Here is a 16,967-nt window from a genome sequence, read left to right on the forward strand (position 1 = left end):
CCTCTCCTTATACGGGAGCCGCACACATGGAACTGAACAGACGCACGGTCATCGCGGGAGCCGCGGCGGCGGGCATGGCCGCCACCGCGTTCGGCGGCACGGCGCACGCCACGGGAGGCAGGAAGCCGGTGAAGACGCTCTTCGGCAAGCTCGCCGACGGCACCAAGGTCCACAGCTGGTCGCTGGAGAACGGCGGCACCCGCCTGAAGGTCCTCTCCTACGGCGGCATCGTGCAGTCCCTGGAGATCCCCGACCGCCGAGGCCGCTACGCCAACGTCTCCGCCGGCTTCGACAACATCGAGGACTACGTCGCCAAGAGCCCGTACTTCGGCGCCCTGATCGGCCGGTACGGCAACCGCATAGGCCAGGGCAGGTTCACGCTCGACGGCAAGAACTACCAGCTGTCCGTCAACGACGGCGAGCAGAGCCTGCACGGCGGCGCCCAGGGCTTCGACAAGCGCGTCTGGGACGTGGAGCCGTTCGTGCAGGGCTCCGACGTCGGCCTGCACCTGTACTACACGAGCGTCGACGGGGAGATGGGCTACCCGGGCACGCTGAGGACGAAGGTGACGTACACCCTCACCCGGCACGGCGACTGGCGCATCGACTACGAGGCCACCACCGACAAGGCCACCGTCGTCAACCTCACCAGCCACGTCTACTGGAACCTGGCCGGCGAGGGCAGCGGCACGATCGAGGACCACGAGCTGCAGATCGCCGCCTCCCGCTACACGCCCACCGACGCGGGCCTGATCCCCACGGGCGAGCTGGCGAAGGTCGCGGGCACCCCGTTCGACTTCCGCAAGGCCAAGCCGATCGGCCGGGACATCCGCGTCTCCCACCCGCAGCTGGTGACCGCCAAGGGCTTCGACCACAACTGGGTCCTGGACAAGGGCATCACCGCCCGGCCCGAGCACGTGGCCACCCTGCGCGACCCGTCCTCCGGCCGCACGCTGAGGATCTCCACCAACGAGCCGGGCCTGCAGTTCTACTCCGGCAACTTCCTCGACGGCACGCTCACCGGCCCGTCCGGCCGCATCTACCGGCAGGGCGACGCGCTGTGCCTGGAGACGCAGCACTTCCCGGACTCGCCGAACAAGCCGTCGTTCCCGTCGACGGTGCTGCGGCCCGGGCAGACGTACCGGACGACGACGCTCCACACCTTCGGCCACTGACCGGCACCTCCGGCCGTCTTCACAGGTGGCACACAACTTCCTGAGGGAAGCCTCGGTGGTTGAACGTCGTCACCCGGGTCTCCGTATGTAAGGGCGGCCCGCGCTCCCCCGCGCGGGCCGCCCTTGAACGTCGGGTCCGGCCGTCCCCCAACGGGCCCGCCCCATACGGAGGTTCCATGGCCGACAACGTCACGTCGCTGTTCCGCAGTACCGCGGCCCACAGCCCGTCGATGGCGGCTCTGACACGCGAGGGCGGCGAGGGAGCCGGCCCCGTGGACTTCTGTATCCCCTGCAACCCCTACTTCCCCACCCCGGCCATGTTCGAGGACATGGCGGGCAAGCTGCGCGACATCATCACCTACTACCCGAGCAGCGCCGACACCATCACGGCCGAGCTGTGCAGCCTGCTCCAACTGCCGCCGCAGTGCGTCGCCATGGGCAACGGCTCGACCGAGCTGATCACCTGGATCGACCATCTGCTGGTCCGCGAGTCCCTCGCCATCCCCGTCCCCACGTTCGGCCGCTGGACCGACCAGCCCATGGAGACCGGCAAGCGGGTCGACATGTTCCCGCTCCAGGAGTCCAGCGGCTTCGCCCTCGACCTCGCGCAGTACGCCGAGTTCATCCGCGCCCGCGGCACCCGGGTCGCCGTGATCTGCAACCCGAACAACCCCGACGGCGGTTTCCTGCACAAGCACGCCGTCGTGCAGTTCATGGACGCCATGGCCGACCTCGACCTCGTCGTGATCGACGAGTCGTTCCTGGAGTTCGCGGACGCCGAGGCCGAACCCTCCGTCGTGCAGGAGGCGATGCTCCGCCCCAACGTCGTCGTGCTGCGCAGCCTCGGCAAGAACTTCGGCCTGCACGGCATCCGCTTCGGCTACCTCGTCGCCAACCCGGCGCTCGCGGGCCGGGTCCGCTCCATGCTCCCGAAGTGGAACCTCAACTCCTTCGCCGAGCACGTCGTCTTCATGCTCAAGGAGCACGGCGCCGAGTACGCGCAGAGCCTGCAGCAGGTGCGCCGGGACCGCCTCGACATGGCGAGCCAGCTCTCCGCGCTGCCCGGCCTGACGGTCTACCCCTCTCAGGGCAACTTCCTCTTCGTGCGCCTCCCCGTGGGCGCCGAAGGCACCGTGGTCCGGGACCGCATGCTCACCGAGCACCGGATCCTGGTCCGCGAGTGCGGCAACAAGATCGGTTCGTCCAGCCGCTTCCTGCGTCTCGTGGTGCGCCCCCAGGTGGACGTGCGTCGCCTGGTGTCCGGCCTGGAACAGGTGCTCTACGGGACGTCCAGGAGGGGAGCCGCCGTACCCGAGCTGGGCAACGGGACCAGCTACAGCTCGGGTACGGCGGCCGTGGACCGGCTGGTGAGCGAGACGAACGGCTCGGGCACGCGGGGGCTGGCGGCGCAGGCCATGGCGGCCGGCGGCCCCGCGCCCGCCGCGGCACCGGCCGCCGCGAGCACGGGTCTCGGCGGCCCGGATCCCGGTGGTCAGGGCCTCGCCCCCGCTCCGGCGGCCGCGAGCATCGGCGGCCCCGGGCTCGCCCCGGCGCCGGCACCCGCTCCGGCCACCGGCGTCGGCATGCCGCTCCCCGCCGCCGCGTCCGCCGTGCCGGCGGGTGCGGGCGGCGGGATGCCGATGCCGGCCGCGGCACAGATGCCGCAGCCGCAACCGCAACCCCAGCCGGTCCCGCAGATGCCGCAGCCGCAGGTGCCCCAGCCCCAGGTACCGCAGCCGGCGCCCCAGCCGGTGGCCGCGCCCTTCACCGGGCCCACGCCGCCCGGTGTACCGGCCCGCGGGGGCCTGACGGCCGCGCAGGTCCGGGGTACGAACGGACTGACACCGGCGCCGGCCACGGGATGGCCCGCCGCGCAGAGCTGGCCGAACGCGGCGGGAATGGGTCAGGCGGGGTAGCGCGGCGGCCGGTCGTGCGGTCCACGGGCGGCAGTGGGCGACGGGCCGACGCTGCTCCGGTTCAGCAGCCGCAGGCCTATCCCTCGACGTCGAGCGCCGTCCCGTAGAGCCGGTCCACCCGCAGCCGGATGACGACCCGCCGCTCGTCGACCAGCTGCCCCAGGAACGCGTCCTCGTCCTGCGGCACGGCATCCGCCGGGATCATCGCGAGCAGTTCCCGGCCGACCGCGTCCCCGGGGACGGACGTGACCTCGGAGACCTCCGCCTCTCCCTCGGCGACGGCGAACGACCAGACGTCCCGGCCCTGCACGTGCAGCGCCGCATGGGGTTCGCGGCGCAGGTGCGTGACCTTGACGCGGTCGGCCGTGGTCGAGAACCGCAGCGTGCGGGACTCGGCGTCCCAGCTGTACGCCATGGTGGTCAGGTGAGGACGGCCACTGCGCTTGACGGTGGCGAGCGTGCCGAAGCGCTGCGCGGCGAGCAGATCGGAGAGGGCCTCGTCGGACAGGAGGCGGGGCGTCGGTCTGTCAGTCATGCCATCACCAACACCGCTGCGCTGCACGTCATTTCGGGTCGGGTACGCCGATCCATTCCGGCAGGTCGATCTCCGCTCGCACGGTCTTGCCGGGCGGCTCGCCGTCGAGCACCTCCCAGCGGGCGGCGAGCGCGTCGACGAGGACGAACCCGCGGCCGTGCTCGTCGAGGGATGGAGGGGTCCGTACGGCACCGGGCCTGGGCGGACGCGGCGGCCCACTGCGGGAATCGGCCACCTCGACCCGGACACGGCCCGGCCCGAGCTCCAGCCGCAGCGCGAAGTCCCGCCCCGCCACACGCCCGTGCGTCACGGCGTTCGCCGCCAGCTCGGCCACGATGGCGCCGACCGCGTCGGAGACGTCCGTTCCGTAGGGGATGCCCCAGGAGTGCAGCTGGTTCAGCGTGAGCCGGCGGGCGAGCCGGGCGCCGCGCGGAGTGGAGCTGAGGCGCTGCTTGAACACACGTACGGTGACCGGAGGTGGGGCGGTCCTGGGGGTGATCGGCGCTGTCATGCGCCCAATGTGACGTGCGGGGCCGCCGATTCTCCAGGCCAGAGCCGCGTACGCTGCGGCAGCGTACGCGGTCACGGACTGGACAGTACTGATGACGGCCCGTAACCATGCTGCGGGAGGTGACCGACAGTGGTCGATGGCATGGTGGGGACGGGCACGGGTGGCGAGCCGGAGTCGTCGGACAGTCTGCGGACGTTCGGGGCGGTGGTCCAGGGCTTGCGCGAACACGCCGGGCTGAGCCGGGAGGAGTTCGGAGAACTGGTGCGGTTCTCCAAACACACGGTGGCCTCGGTGGAGTTGGGGAGGCGGATGCCGGATCCCACTTTCGTGGCACGCGCGGAGGAGGCCTTGGGTTTGGCGGGGGTCCTCCAGAAGGCAGCGGGACGTCTGGAGCGGCAGCCAGGGCTGGCGGCGTGGTTCCGACGGTGGGCTCAGCTGGAGCAGTTGGCGATCACCCTGTACACGTACGAGTGCCGCATGGTCCCGGGCCTTCTTCAAACAGAGGCCTACGCTCGTCAGCTGTTCGTCGACGAGCTGCCCCCGCTGGGCGACGAGCAGATCGAGGCTCAGTGGACTGCGCGCGCCGAACGACAACGGCTGTTGCGGGAACGACCGAACACCGCCTTCAGCTTCATTCTCGAGGAGCATCTGTTCCTACGGCTCACAGGGGGGACGCGGGTCACTCGAGATCTCATCGACCACGTGTTGGGAATTGCCCAGCTGCGCAACGTCGAGGTTCAGGTGATGCCGTTGAGGCGGGAGTCGCATGCGGGGCTACACGGTCCTATGCAACTGCTGGAGACCCCGGAGAACCACTGGTTCTCCTACCTCGAAGGACAGCAGAACGGCCAGCTGGTCAGCGACCGGAAAGTAGTCAGCGTGCTGCAAAGGCGGTATGCCAGGATGCGAGCACAGGCTCTCTCCTTCTCAGACTCCGTGAGCCTGTTGCAGCGCTTGCGAGGAGACTTATGAGCACCAGCGAACTGGCGTGGTTCAAGTCGAGCTACAGCAGCAGCGGTTCCGGCGACTGCCTGGAGGTCGCCACCCGCCCGGACACCATCCACATCCGGGACTCCAAGAACCGTCAGGGTCCCGAACTCCGGCTCTCCCCCACGGCCTGGTCCGCCTTCCTCACGCACGCCGGCAAGTAACCGGGCCCACCGGTCCCCCCAGCCAGCCGCCATGCCGCTCGGCGCGAGTGGCGCCGCCCCCCACCCACCGTTCGCCGCCAAGCCGGCCCGGCGTGCAGGGGAGGCGCGAGCGCGCCCCCGGAACGCCGACCGGGCCGCTCCTCGCTTCTCTCCCGTGCTGGAGGGGGCCGAGTCAAGGGTGGCCCGCACGGTCATCGCCGAAGGCGACGCGCAGCGCCCCTTACTCGGCGCACAGAAGCACGACACTCACAGGAAGCGAGCGGCCCCGACAGCGCCTCTCAAGGGAACAGCACCCTCACCTCCGCCCTCCGAACTCCCACTCGTGCACCTCGACCTCCGCATACGCGCCCCGGGTAAGGACCGCACCCGCCGCCTCCGCGTCCGCCGCCCGGACCAGTGCCGCCGTACCCACCCACACCTCACCGTCGTCGGACAGCAGCGGCCCGTACGCGATCAGGTCGTCCGCCAGGGACCCCGGCACGTCGAGATCCGCGCCGTCCCCCGAGCCGAACCCGAGCACGAGGTACCGCTTCCCGCCCGCCCGGCCGCCGGGGAACTCCCACATGGTCCGGCCCAGCAGATTCCGCCACCGCCGCAGCAGCACGTCCCGGTACACCCCGGCCTGCTGGTTGGGCTCGTCGAAGGCGAACGCCCGGGCCGCGGCGGGATCCGGAAGGTCCACGATGTGGACACTGCCCGTGGGGGTCTCGCCGTCCGCTGCGAAGGTGGGGCCGCGGGCGATCAGCTCCTCCGCGTACCGGTCCATGTAGGCCCAGTGCGCCTCCCCCAGCGCCAGTCGCAGCGGCAGGGACCCGGGCCGGTCGCGGTGATAGCAGAAGAACTCCATGGCTCATTCAACCCCGCCGCAGCCGGGCTCCCGCGCGTCGCGACGAGTCCCGCGGCCTGCGGCGGTCATAGGGTCGGATCCACGACCGAGGAGGTCCTCTCATGCGCAGCGTGACCTATTCGATGAACGTCTCGCTCGACGGCTACATCGTCGGGCCCGACGGCGACTTCAACTGGGGGGCACCCGGCCCGGACGTCTTCCGCTTCTGGATCGACGACATCCGCCAGGTCGGCGTCCACCTGATGGGGCGGCGGCTGTACGAGACGATGCTGTACTGGGAGACCGCCGAGCAGGAGGCCACCCCGGACGAGGCGGAGCTCGAATGGATCGGGCTCTGGAATCCGCTTCCCAAGGTGGTGTTCTCCACCACGCTGTCGTCCGTGCAGGGCGCTGCCCGCCTGGCCTCCGGCAGCCTGGCGGAGGAGATCGAGCGGCTCCGGGCCGAGCCGGGCGAGGGCGAGATCGCGATCGGCGGCGCCACCCTCGCCGCCCAGGCGGCCGACCTGGACCTGATCGACGAGTACCGGGCCATGGTCTACCCCGTCCTGGTCGGCGGCGGCATCCCCTTCTTCCCCCGCAACGAGCGCCGGGTGGATCTCGAACTCGTCGAGACGCGCACGTTCAGCTCGCAGGTCGTCTACCTCCGCCACCGCGTGGCGCGTGAGACGGTCCGCGGGACCGAGTCGTGACCGGCACCGGGGGCCGGCTCCTGCTCCGGCCCCCGGCCCGTCACTGATCCAGCCCCCCGTCGGGCCGCCGGTCAGCCGGTCAGGACTTGCCCGGGCACTCCTTCCACGCCATGTGGTACACCGTGCTGATGTCCCCGTCCGTCGAGTCCATCGTCATGAAGCTGACCTTGTCGGCCGCCTGCGTACCGGCGTTGACCCGGATCTCGGTGTTGATGTTGAAGTTGCGCTGGACACCGCAGGGCGCGTAGACGAGCTGCGCCCAGTCCGTTTCGTCGGTGGCCTGCCAGTTGTCGTTGTACGGGCCGCTGAAGGGGTGGCTGCGGTGCGCCGTGCTCGGGGAGCCCTGGAAGTAGTACGAGGCCCGCTGGGTGGCGCTCGCTCCGCGCTGGAGTGAGGCGAAGCCCCGGTAGTCGGCGCTGGCGATGGCGTACGTGAAGCCCTGCGGCACGTGGACGATCAGGCTGAGCTGGCAGTTCTTGCGGAACGCGGTGGGGTCGGAGCTCCCGCCGGCCTGGGCGAGGTAGTCGCTGTAGGTGACCGTGAAGGCCGTGTTGTCCTCGGAGACGGCGAGCGCGGTCGTGCCCTGGGGACAGCCGGAGCCGTTCACGGTGGCGACCTTGATGACGATCTTGTCCGGGGGCGGGTCGACGAACCCGGAGGACGGGGATTGTGCGGGAAGTGCGCTGGTGAGCAGTGCGGCGATCGCGCCGCTCAGGAGCAGGCCACCGGCCATGGTTCTCCCATCCGTTCGTGGGGGGTGGAAATGAAGTGGGCATGGGCATGTCAAGACGACCACCCATGCGCGCCCGACCTGTGTCCTTGAGATGGAGGAGCTGTGAAGGCCGGGAGCGGTCGCATCGTACGCAGGGCGACAGACGTCGGCCAGGTCGGTCTCCGGCCATTCACAGGGGCCGGATTTCACATCGCCGGAGGTGAGGAGGGGCACGCCCCGGCCTGCCCTGCTCCCGCCCCCGCCCCGTCGCCGCGCCCGTGCCACCGGGCGCATAAGGTGCGTTACCAGTGCGTCGACCGAGGCCCCCGAGGACGCGATGAGGATCACCCACGGACCCGCCCCCCCGCCGCCCGCTCAGCCGCGGGCGCGGCCCGTCACGGGTTCTCCCAGGCCGCCGGTTCCGCCGCCAGCCGCTCCACCGGCTCGGGCAGCGCCCCGGCCGCGAGGTCGGCGACGGTCACGCCCTCCAGGATCCGGCGCACATTGGCCCGCAGCGCGATCCACAGCGGCAGCAGCGGCTCGGCGGTGCCGGTGTAGGCGAGGCCGGTCGGGCGCTCGCCGCGCACCGAGACGATCGGCCCGTCCACGGCCCGGATCACGTCCGCGACGGTGATCAGGTCCGCCTCCCGGGCCAGGCGGTAGCCGCCGCCCCCGCCGCGGCGGCTGTCGACGACACCACCGCGCCGCAGATCACCGAGGATCCCCTCCAGGAACTTGTGGGGGATGTCCTGCGCGGTGGCGACAGCCTCCGCCTTGACCGGCCCCTGGCCCTGCCGGACGGCCAGTTCCACGACCGCTCGTACCGCGTAGTCCGCACGTGCCGAGATCCTCATAGGACCATTGTCGCGGTCACCCTGTAGACATTGAGCACACGCACCACACAGCACCGCACCGGACGACACCGCACCGCACCCCGCATGACGCACCACGCACGGCATGGCACAACAGGAGGCGCTCCCTTGGAGCTCAGCAGGCGTACCTTCCACGCTCTCGCCGGCACGGCGGCGCTCGGCTTCGCGCTGACCGGCAGCGGGTCGCCGACCTCCGCCAACCCGGCACGGACCGCCCCGACGGGCCCGCCTCCCCCCGTGCCGCGCGCGGACGGCCGGCGGCACGAGATCGGCTTCGACCGGTACTCCCTGCTGGTCGACGGCCGCCGCCTGGTCCTGTGGTCGGGCGAGCTGCACCCCTTCCGGCTGCCCAGCCCGTCGCTCTGGCGGGACATGCTGGAGAAGATGCGCGCCCACGGCTACAACGCGGTCAGCGTCTACGTCGCCTGGAACTACCACTCCCCCGCGCCCGGCCGCTACGACTTCACCGGCGTGCGCGACCTGGACCTGTTCCTGCGCACGGCCGCCGAGACGGGGCTGTACGTGATCGTGCGGCCCGGCCCGTACATCAACGCCGAGGTGGACGCCGGCGGCTTCCCCGGCTGGCTGACCGCCACCGACGGCACGGCCCGCACCTCCGACCCGACGTATCTGCGCTACGTCGACGAGTGGCTCACCGCCGTCAACGCCGTGGTCGCCAAACGCCTGTTCACCCGCGGCACGGGCACGGTCCTGCTCTACCAGATCGAGAACGAGTACGACGCCCACGTCGGCGAGCCGGCCGGGCGCGCCTACATGTCGTACCTGTACGAGAAGGTCCGCGCCGACGGCATCGACGTGCCGCTGTTCCACAACGACAAGGGCAGGAACGGCCATTGGGCGCCCGGGTCGTTCGGCACCGGCGGGGAGAAGGGGCGCTGGCTGTACGGGTTCGACGCCTACCCCGAGCCGGACGAAGTGCCGCCGGACTGGGGGCACTTCGGGCCCGGCGGGGCGAAGGGCGGGGCCACGGCCAGTCCGCGCACGCCCGGGTTCGTGCCGGAGTCCGGGGGCGGCTGGTTCGACCCGTGGGGCGGGGCCTGGTTCGACGGCAAGGGGTACGCCGAGTCGCGCCGCATCCGGGACGCGGCCCATGAGCGGCGCTTCTACCTGACCCACCTCGCCAACGGCATCACGCTGCACAACGTCTACATGACGTACGGCGGCACCTCCTGGGGCTGGCTGCCCGCGCCCGCGGTCTACACCTCGTACGACTACGGGGCCGCCTTCGACGAGGCCCGCAACGCCACCCCGAAGCTCGCCCCGATGCACCAGATCGGGCAGTTGCTGCGCCACGTGCCGGACCTCGCCAAGCTGAACCCGGCGAAGCGGGTGCGCGCCACCGACGAGCGAATCCGGGTCTACCACCTCACCAACCCCGACACCGGCGCCCACGTCTACGTCCTGCGCAACGACACCGGCGAGGCCGTCTCCACCACACTGCCGGACGCCGGGATCGACGTGCCGGTCACCGTCCAGGCCCGGGACGCCAAGCTGATCGCGGCCGGGCTGCGGCTCGGGCGGCGGACGCTGGTGCACTCCACGGTGCAGCCCATGCTGAGCCTGACCGCGGGGCGGCAGGACATCGCCGTGTTCACCGGGCGGCGGGGCGAGATGGCGCAGGTCGTGCTGGAGTGCGCGGACGAGCCGACGCCGATGCGGCTGGACGCGGAGCCCGCGTGGGCCTACAACCTCGGCAAGCTGAACATCACGGCTCCGCTGGGCGCCGGCGGACTGAGCCGGGTGCGTGTCGAGGGCGACGGCGTGGACACGCCGATGCTGGTGCTGTTCGCCGACGACGCCACCGCCCTGCGCCTGTGGCCCTACGAGACGCCGTCGAGCCCGCTCCTCGTCTACGGCCCGGCCCTGCTGCGCTCGGCCGAGCTGCGCGGCTCCACCGTCCACCTCACCGGCGACACCATCGGCGCGACCGGCCTGGAGGTGTGGGGGCCGCCCGGGATCACCCACGTGACGTGGAACGGGCGTGCGGTGCCCACACGGATCAGCGCCTCCGGCAGCCTGCTCGCGCTGCGGCCGCTGCCCGGGGTGGCCCGGCCGGCCCTGCCCGCCCTGGACGGCTGGCGGCGGCGCGCCGAGAACCCGGAGGCCGAGCCGGACTTCGACGACGCGGACTGGACGACGGCCGACAAGACGACGACCTTCAGCACCACGCCCGTGCCCGAGGGGCAGCCGGTGCTGTTCGCCGACGACTACGGCTTCCACTACGGCGACGTCTGGTACCGGGGCACGTGGACGGGCGCGGGCGGGCTCGCGTCGGTGTCCCTCGCCTACAGCACGGGCACGCAGGGCCTGCTGATGGCCTGGCTGGACGGGGAACCGCTGGGCACCCACCGCATGCCCGTGCCGGACCGGAGCCGGGCCCGGCAGGGGACGTGGACCGCGAAGGCCGCCTTCGGCCTGCCGGAGGAGCTGCGGGAGCGGCTGCGCGAGGAACGGCCCGGGACCCGCCATGTGCTGTCCGTGCTCGTACGGCCCATGCAGCACGACATGGACGGCGAGGCGCGCGACACGCACAAGGCCGCGCGCGGGCTGACCGCCGTCACCTTCGAGGGCGCCGAACCGGAGGTGACCTGGCGGATCCAGGGCGCCACCGCGCCCGACCCGGTGCGCGGGCCCCTGAACAACGGCGGGCTGTACGGGGAGCGCGAGGGCTGGCACCTGCCGGAGCACGACGACCGGGACTGGAAGCGGACCGAGCTGCCCCGGGCCGGCCGGCGGCAGGGCGTCACCTGGTACCGCACGGACTTCCGGCTGGACGTCGACCCGGGGGTCGACGCCTCCGTGGGCCTCGTCCTCGACGACGACCCGGGCCGGGCCTACCGCGTGCAGATCTTCCTCAACGGCTGGAACCTCGGCCAGTACATCAACGACGTGGGGCCGCAGCACACGTTCGTGCTGCCGAACGGGATCCTGCGCACACGTGGCGCCAACACACTGGCGCTGGCGGTGCTGTCCGACGGGACCACACCCTCCGGACCGGGGGACGTGCGGCTGACGCTGCTGGGTGCCGCGGCCGGAGGGGTGCCCGTGAAACCGGTGTGACCGGCCGCCGTCACGCCAGCCGGATCACGTTCCAGGACAGCGGCTCCAGGACGGTGGCGAGCGTGCCGTCCTGGAGGGTCGTGCCGTCGACGGGGTGCGGGGTGACCCGCTCGGGGTCGCCGAGGGTGTTGCGGGCGTCCGGGTCGGCGTCCGCGAGGGCGCTGTGCTCGACGACCGAGGTGAGGCCGAGGCCGCCGAGGGTGACCTCCAGCGGCAGCGCCTCGGTGCGGCTCCGGTTGACCGCGAAGACGGTGACCGTGCCGTCCTCGGCGCGCACGGCGGTGGCGTGCAGCAGGTCGGTCTCGCCGTACTTCCTGGTCTCGTACGTCGGGGAGTCCACGCGCACGTCGAGGACCTGTCCGCGGCCGTACCGCGCGGCCTGCGCGAACGGGTGGAACGTCGTCTGCCGCCAGGCCGGGCCGCCCGGCTCGGTCATGATCGGCGCGATCACGTTGACGAGCTGGGCGAGGCAGGCGACGGTGACGCGGTCGGCGTGCCGGAGCAGGGCGATGAGGAGCGAGCCGAAGACGACGGCGTCGGTGACGCTGTAGTTGTCCTCCAGCAGGCGCGGCGCCTCCGGCCAGTCGTGCTGCTCGAAGGTCTCGGCGCGGGCCTCCCACTCGGGCAGGTACCAGACGTTCCACTCGTCGAAGGAGAGGTTGATCCTCTTCTTCGACTTCAGCCGCGCGCCCACGTGGTCCGCGGTCGCGACGACGTTGTCGATGAAGGACTCCATGTCGACGGCGGAGGCGAGGAAGGAGTCCACGTCGCCGTCCTCGGGCCAGTAGTAGGCGTGCAGGGAGATGTAGTCGACGAGGTCGTACGTCTCCTCCAGTACCGTCGCCTCCCACGCGGCGAAGGTCGGCATGGACTGGCTGGAGGAGCCGCAGGCGACGAGTTCGACGCCGGGGTCCTGCTGGCGCATGGCGCGGGCGGTCTCGGCGGCGAGCCGGCCGTACTCCTCGGCCGTCTTGTGGCCGGTCTGCCAGGGGCCGTCCATCTCGTTGCCCAGGCACCACAGCCGGATGCCGAAGGGGTCCTTGTCGCCGTGGGTCACGCGCAGGTCGGACAGGGCGGTGCCGCCGGGGTGGTTGGCGTACTCCTGGAGTTCCAGGGCCTCGGCGACGCCGCGGGTGCCGAGGTTGACGGCCATCATCGGCTCGGCCTGGGGGCCGATCTTGCGCAGGAAGCCGATGTACTCGGACAGGCCGAAGCGGTTGGTCTCCGTGGAGTGCCAGGCCAGGTCGAGACGGCGGGGGCGGTCCTCGGCGGGTCCGACCGAGTCCTCCCACTTGTAGCCGGAGACGAAGTTGCCGCCGGGGTAGCGGACGGCTGTGACGCCGAGTTCGCGGACCAGGGCGAGGACGTCCTGGCGCAGGCCCTGGTCGTCGGCCACGGGGTGGTCCGGTTCGAAGACGCCGGTGTAGACGCAGCGGCCGAGGTGTTCCACGAAGCTGCCGAAGAGGCGAGGGCTGACCTCGCCGACGACGAAGGCTGGGTCGAGGGTGAAGCGGGCGGTGTGCATGGTCGCCTTTCGGGGTGGGTGGTTCCGTCTCGGTGGCGGCAGCGCCGCCCTTCTGCACTCGTTCGGCATTTCGGCAGTTGATCGTCACTTCGGACGGGACCGTAAGGTCGAAGCGTCGGCGCGTCAATGGTCCGGTCGCACATCGGACATGACTTTGCGGGCACGAACGGTCGTTCTCCGTTGAACATCGGACGCCGGATCGCATGACGCGCACACTTTCGGGCGCGTAGGCTCGGACGGGCTGCCGAAGCCGCCGGCCGGTGGTGAGAAGGGGGAGCGATGGACATCGCGGGCGCGCGGACGATGGCCGCCCGAGTCACCGCCGCGCTCGGGCGCTCGCGCCGTGGCGCGGCCCTGCGCAGCCTGGCCGCCGACCTCACCGCGGCGGTCCGCGCGAGACCCCAGGCGCCCGCCGACGTACGGTCGTTGTGCCGGGCGCTGTGCGAGGAGATGAGCGCGCGGCGCGGCGGACGCCCCGTGGAACTGCGCTTCGAGCGCTTCCCGGACGAGATAGAAGTGACCGGCCTCTGGGTGGAGTTCCAGGACTTCGACCTGGTCATCGTGGAGGAACGGGCCGAGGCGGTGCAGCAGTTGGTCATCCTCGGGCATGAGCTGTGGCATCTGCACGCCGGGCACGGGCATCACCACGGCGTGGGTGCGGCGGCGGCCCACGCGTTCGCCGACCGGCCGGGCTGGGACGACGTCGCGCTCGCGGTGGCCGCCCGCAACGGCTCGCGGGAGCGGGACGAGGCCGAGGCCGACGCCTTCGGGCACCGGCTCGCGGCGGGGTGCCGGGCGCTGCTGCCGGTCGGGCGCGGGCCGGACGTGCCCCTCGAACCCGTACAGCGGTCGCTGTACTACCGGGGGCCGCGAGGAGGTGCGGCACCGTGACGACGGTGGCGCTGACCCCGGTCGAGTTCGTCAACCAGTTCTATCCGAACTTCTGGTGGATCCCCGCGGGGGTCCTGGCCGCCGCCCTGGCCATCAAGCTGCCGAGCATCATCCGGCTCTGGAAGGACCCGATGCTGCGCGCGGTCGGCGGGCTGCTGCTGCTCGCCTGCGCGGTGTTCGTCTTCGTGGCGCCGTCGACGATCGCGCGGGTCAACCGGCTCACCGGGGTGGCGAACTTCTCGGGCCCATGGGTCTACTCGCTGCTCACCGCGTTCTGCGCCTTCTGCCTGCTGCTGATCATCTCCTGGCGCAACGGCCTGTCCGACCGCTCGGAGCGCACCCGGCGCGCGATGCGCGGGGTCGTGGCGGTCTACTCGGGTGTGATCGTCGCGATGTGGGTGCTGTTCGCCCTCGCGGACGTGCCGGTGGAGCGGCTGCGGGATCTCGACACGTACTACGCGAACACCCCGTACATGCGCGAGGTGATCGTGCTGTACCTGCTCGCGCACACGGCGGCGGCGCTGGTCACCAACGGGCTGATCTGGAACTGGGTGCGCACCGACGGGCTCGACTCGCTGCTGCGCTGGGGCCTGAAGTTCCTCGGGGTCGGCTACGCGGCGCAGTTGTTCTTCGACGCCGCCAAGATCAGTGCCGTGATGGCCCGTTGGTCCGGGCGGAACCTGGACTGGCTGAGCACGGCCGTCGCCCCGCCGCTCGCCTGCCTGTCCGCCGTGCTCATCGCGATCGGCTTCATCCTCCCGCACGCCGGGCAGTACCTGCACGGCCGCTGGCACGTCCGGCTCGCCCACCACGAACTGCGGCCGCTGTACCTGCTGATGAGGACGGTCAACGGCGCCGGGGTGCCGTTCCTGCTGCGTGCGACGCCGGAACTGCGGCTGGTCCGCCGGGAGACGTTCATCCGCGACGTGCTGCTGCCGCTGGCCCGGCACATCGACGAGGACCGGCGCGAACGGTTCCACGACGCCGCGCTCGCCCTCGGCCACCCGCCCGACCGGGCCGAGGTGCTCGCCGCCACCGCGGCGATCCTCGACGCGGCCGACGCCGGGAACCGGACGCCGGAGGACGACGGCGGCGGCGCCCGTGACACCACGGAGCTGCTGCGCGAGATCGGCGCCGTGTCCCGGGCCCTGCGCCGCACCGAGGACCTCCGGGCGATCCGCGCCCTGGCCCGTGACCACACGGAGGGCAGGTCGCTCACCGGCTGAACAAGCCCCCGGAGGCCACTCCTTCGGCGTCCGCGTGCGCCGGGCCCCGGTCCGAGCCACGGACGGGGGCCGCACGGGGGGCCGCGCGCACGGTGCGTGAAGGTACGGTGAGAGCCGTCCGGGACGAGGCCCGCACGGCTCGAAACCGGGGCCGGCGGGGGGTGTTGTGCGCCGCACGGCCGTGGCCGGACGCCGGGGAGTGCCCGCAGGGGGCAAGGAGCCTTCATGGCTGAGTGCGAGGAGTCGCATGTCGCGTAGAGCTGTCGTCATCGGTGCGGGGCTGGCCGGCATGCTGGCCGCGGCGGCCCTGTCCGCCGTCGCGGACGAGGTGGTCGTGCTCGACCGCGACGACCTGCCCGAGGGGCCGGAGCACCGCAAGGGCCTGCCGCAGGGGCGTCACGCGCATCTCCTCATGGCCGGCGGCCTGGCCCCCATGGAGGACCTGGTGCCGGGTGTGAGCATGCGCAAGCACCTGCTCGCCGCCGGTGCGCACGAGATACCGCTGGGCTCGGGCATGGTCGCCCTGACGCCCGAGGGCTGGTTCCGGCGCTGGCGCCATCCCGGCCCGCGGATGCTGACCTGCACCCGGGCCCTGCTCGACTGGGCGGTGCGGGGGGCCGTGCTGGACAACACCGGGGTGGTCGTCCGCAAGGCGCGGGTGCTGGAACTGACGGGGTCGCGGGAGCGGGTGACCGGGGTCCGCCTCTCGACCGCCGCCGGGGAGGAGGACCTCGCCGCCGACTTCGTGGTGGACGCGAGCGGGCGCGGCTCGCGGATCGTGCCGTGGCTGGCGGGGCTGGGCATCGACGACGTGCGCGAGAAGACGGTGGACGCCGGCCTGGTGAACGCCACCCGCCTGTACCGCACGCCCGAGGGGGCGGATCGTTTCCCCTTGACGATGGTGCAGGCCGATCCGTATCAGGGGCGCCCCGGCCGCAGCGGCATGGTGCTGCCGATCGAGGGCGGCCGGTGGATGGTCAGCCTGGCCGGCACGCGGGGCGGGGGCGAACCGCCCTCCGACCCGGACGCGTTCCTGCGGTACACCCTGGACCTGCCCGACCCCATCGTGGGCCGGCTGATCTCCGGCGCGGAACCGCTCACCGAGGTGCACGTCAGCCGCAGCACCAGCAACCACCGCCGCTACCTGGAGAAGGTGCGCGCCTGGCCCGAGCGGCTCGTCGTCCTCGGTGACGCGCTGGCCACGTTCAACCCGGCCTACGGGCAGGGCATGTCGGTGGCCGCGCTGGGCGTCCGGGAGCTGGACCGCGAGCTGCGGCGGGCCGGCCTCGACGCGCCCGGGCTCGCCCGGCGGGTGCAGCGGCGGGCGGCCCGGCCCGTGGAGTCCGCGTGGACGATGGCGGTGAGCCAGGACGTCTGGTACCCGGGGACGCGGGGCGGCTCGCCCGGGGTCGCCGACCGGCTGGTCACGGCCTACACCCGCCGCATGATCCGCACGGCGACCGGCTCGTACCCGGCGGCGTCGGCCCTCTGGGACGTGATGAGCATGACGACGGGGCCGACGCGGCTGCTGCGTCCGTCGACGGTGCTGGCGACGCTGAGCGGACCGCCGTTGCCGCCGGCGGCGGGGGCGCCGCTGACGGAGGAGGAACGGGCGGTCCTGCGACGCCTGGACCGCACGGGAGCCTGAGACGGGGGCGGTGCGGCCGCCCCGGTCGTCATGGCCGTGTTTCGGGCGGACCGCCCCGGCCGGCCCGTCGGCACACCCGCGCGCGGGCTCCCCGGACCCCGCCACCGCCCGCTCGTGAGCCTGTCGTCCCGACCGCCGGGACGCCGGCCGCGACGGCGGGCCGCGGCCTCGCCTCCGTCGTCCGCCTG

Annotated in this window: 15 protein-coding genes; 9 read left to right on the plus strand and 6 right to left on the minus strand. The window is 72.3% G+C overall.

Features of this window, described 5'->3' with window-relative positions; all coding sequences use genetic code 11:
• Positions 1 to 26: 26 nt before the first annotated feature.
• Together CHR28_RS32655 and CHR28_RS32660 are read left to right on the plus strand one after the other, a co-directional pair.
• Positions 27 to 1,175: an aldose epimerase family protein gene (locus CHR28_RS32655; protein ID WP_179272632.1), complete on the plus strand. Its 1,149-nt coding sequence runs from the start codon at positions 27 to 29 to the stop codon at positions 1,173 to 1,175.
• A 176-nt stretch (positions 1,176 to 1,351) separates the two neighbouring features.
• Complete coding sequence (locus CHR28_RS32660) at positions 1,352 to 3,091, plus strand: pyridoxal phosphate-dependent aminotransferase (protein WP_094057344.1); 1,740 nt, start codon at positions 1,352 to 1,354, stop codon at positions 3,089 to 3,091.
• Positions 3,092 to 3,167: 76 nt separating this feature from the next.
• Here the strand turns inward: CHR28_RS32660 and CHR28_RS32665 are convergent, their stop codons facing one another.
• A complete protein-coding gene (locus tag CHR28_RS32665; RefSeq protein WP_094057345.1) occupies positions 3,168 to 3,626 on the minus strand; it encodes a pyridoxamine 5'-phosphate oxidase family protein in 459 nt (152 codons plus the stop codon).
• A gap of 28 nt (positions 3,627 to 3,654) precedes the next feature.
• On the minus strand, positions 3,655 to 4,137 hold the full coding sequence (locus CHR28_RS32670; RefSeq protein ID WP_094057346.1) for an ATP-binding protein: 483 nt from the start codon (positions 4,135 to 4,137) through the stop codon (positions 3,655 to 3,657).
• A 129-nt stretch (positions 4,138 to 4,266) separates the two neighbouring features.
• Between CHR28_RS32670 and CHR28_RS32675 the strand changes: the two genes are divergently transcribed.
• Together CHR28_RS32675 and CHR28_RS32680 are read left to right on the plus strand one after the other, a co-directional pair.
• Positions 4,267 to 5,109: a helix-turn-helix domain-containing protein gene (locus CHR28_RS32675; protein ID WP_256984547.1), complete on the plus strand. Its 843-nt coding sequence runs from the start codon at positions 4,267 to 4,269 to the stop codon at positions 5,107 to 5,109.
• Positions 5,106 to 5,288 (plus strand): DUF397 domain-containing protein, encoded by a 183-nt coding sequence (locus CHR28_RS32680; RefSeq protein ID WP_094057347.1) that lies wholly within the window; start codon positions 5,106 to 5,108, stop codon positions 5,286 to 5,288. The genes CHR28_RS32675 and CHR28_RS32680 overlap by 4 nt, the downstream gene beginning before the upstream one ends.
• A gap of 295 nt (positions 5,289 to 5,583) precedes the next feature.
• Here CHR28_RS32680 and CHR28_RS32685 read toward each other — a convergent pair whose 3' ends face one another.
• Positions 5,584 to 6,135, minus strand: coding sequence for a YciI family protein (locus CHR28_RS32685; protein ID WP_094057348.1), 552 nt, complete (start codon positions 6,133 to 6,135; stop codon positions 5,584 to 5,586).
• A gap of 101 nt (positions 6,136 to 6,236) precedes the next feature.
• On the opposite strand from CHR28_RS32685, the gene CHR28_RS32690 reads away from it, so the two are divergent.
• Positions 6,237 to 6,824, plus strand: coding sequence for a dihydrofolate reductase family protein (locus CHR28_RS32690; protein WP_094057349.1), 588 nt, complete (start codon positions 6,237 to 6,239; stop codon positions 6,822 to 6,824).
• Between the two features lie 79 nt (positions 6,825 to 6,903).
• On the opposite strand, the gene CHR28_RS32695 is transcribed toward CHR28_RS32690, so the two are convergent.
• Complete coding sequence (locus tag CHR28_RS32695) at positions 6,904 to 7,557, minus strand: DUF4360 domain-containing protein (RefSeq protein WP_094057350.1); 654 nt, start codon at positions 7,555 to 7,557, stop codon at positions 6,904 to 6,906.
• 374 nt (positions 7,558 to 7,931) lie between these two features.
• Positions 7,932 to 8,390: an RrF2 family transcriptional regulator gene (locus tag CHR28_RS32700; RefSeq protein ID WP_094057351.1), complete on the minus strand. Its 459-nt coding sequence runs from the start codon at positions 8,388 to 8,390 to the stop codon at positions 7,932 to 7,934.
• Positions 8,391 to 8,516: 126 nt separating this feature from the next.
• Between CHR28_RS32700 and CHR28_RS32705 the strand changes: the two genes are divergently transcribed.
• Positions 8,517 to 11,489, plus strand: coding sequence for a glycoside hydrolase family 35 protein (locus CHR28_RS32705; protein ID WP_094057352.1), 2,973 nt, complete (start codon positions 8,517 to 8,519; stop codon positions 11,487 to 11,489).
• A 10-nt stretch (positions 11,490 to 11,499) separates the two neighbouring features.
• Here the strand turns inward: CHR28_RS32705 and arfA are convergent, their stop codons facing one another.
• On the minus strand, positions 11,500 to 13,014 hold the full coding sequence (gene arfA / locus CHR28_RS32710) for an arabinosylfuranosidase ArfA (RefSeq protein WP_094057353.1): 1,515 nt from the start codon (positions 13,012 to 13,014) through the stop codon (positions 11,500 to 11,502).
• A gap of 279 nt (positions 13,015 to 13,293) precedes the next feature.
• On the opposite strand from arfA, the gene CHR28_RS32715 reads away from it, so the two are divergent.
• From CHR28_RS32715 to CHR28_RS32725, 3 genes are all read left to right on the plus strand, one after another.
• Positions 13,294 to 13,905 (plus strand): toxin-antitoxin system, toxin component family protein, encoded by a 612-nt coding sequence (locus tag CHR28_RS32715; RefSeq protein WP_179272633.1) that lies wholly within the window; start codon positions 13,294 to 13,296, stop codon positions 13,903 to 13,905.
• The gene (locus CHR28_RS32720; RefSeq protein ID WP_094057354.1) at positions 13,902 to 15,131 is read left to right on the plus strand and encodes a hypothetical protein; all 1,230 of its coding nucleotides are present in this window, start codon (positions 13,902 to 13,904) and stop codon (positions 15,129 to 15,131) included. The genes CHR28_RS32715 and CHR28_RS32720 overlap by 4 nt, the downstream gene beginning before the upstream one ends.
• 247 nt (positions 15,132 to 15,378) lie before the next feature.
• The gene (locus tag CHR28_RS32725) at positions 15,379 to 16,779 is read left to right on the plus strand and encodes an FAD-dependent monooxygenase (RefSeq protein WP_094057355.1); all 1,401 of its coding nucleotides are present in this window, start codon (positions 15,379 to 15,381) and stop codon (positions 16,777 to 16,779) included.
• Positions 16,780 to 16,967 lie beyond the last annotated feature (188 nt).

The organism is Streptomyces sp. XY006, assembly GCF_002237655.1.
Lineage (GTDB): Bacteria > Actinomycetota > Actinomycetes > Streptomycetales > Streptomycetaceae > Streptomyces > Streptomyces levis.

Excerpts from the sequence above, each read along its gene's own strand:
- CHR28_RS32680 (WP_094057347.1), top strand. The coding sequence starts at position 5,106 with ATGAGCACCAGCGAACTGGCGTGGTTCAAGTCGAGCTACAGCAGCAGC.
- CHR28_RS32700 (WP_094057351.1), bottom strand. The coding sequence starts at position 8,390 with ATGAGGATCTCGGCACGTGCGGACTACGCGGTACGAGCGGTCGTGGAA.
- CHR28_RS32670 (WP_094057346.1), bottom strand. The coding sequence starts at position 4,137 with ATGACAGCGCCGATCACCCCCAGGACCGCCCCACCTCCGGTCACCGTA.
- CHR28_RS32655 (WP_179272632.1), top strand. The coding sequence starts at position 27 with ATGGAACTGAACAGACGCACGGTCATCGCGGGAGCCGCGGCGGCGGGC.
- CHR28_RS32690 (WP_094057349.1), top strand. The coding sequence starts at position 6,237 with ATGCGCAGCGTGACCTATTCGATGAACGTCTCGCTCGACGGCTACATC.
- arfA (WP_094057353.1), bottom strand. The coding sequence starts at position 13,014 with ATGCACACCGCCCGCTTCACCCTCGACCCAGCCTTCGTCGTCGGCGAG.
- CHR28_RS32715 (WP_179272633.1), top strand. The coding sequence starts at position 13,294 with ATGGACATCGCGGGCGCGCGGACGATGGCCGCCCGAGTCACCGCCGCG.
- CHR28_RS32665 (WP_094057345.1), bottom strand. The coding sequence starts at position 3,626 with ATGACTGACAGACCGACGCCCCGCCTCCTGTCCGACGAGGCCCTCTCC.
- CHR28_RS32695 (WP_094057350.1), bottom strand. The coding sequence starts at position 7,557 with ATGGCCGGTGGCCTGCTCCTGAGCGGCGCGATCGCCGCACTGCTCACC.
- CHR28_RS32685 (WP_094057348.1), bottom strand. The coding sequence starts at position 6,135 with ATGGAGTTCTTCTGCTATCACCGCGACCGGCCCGGGTCCCTGCCGCTG.
- CHR28_RS32660 (WP_094057344.1), top strand. The coding sequence starts at position 1,352 with ATGGCCGACAACGTCACGTCGCTGTTCCGCAGTACCGCGGCCCACAGC.
- CHR28_RS32725 (WP_094057355.1), top strand. The coding sequence starts at position 15,379 with ATGTCGCGTAGAGCTGTCGTCATCGGTGCGGGGCTGGCCGGCATGCTG.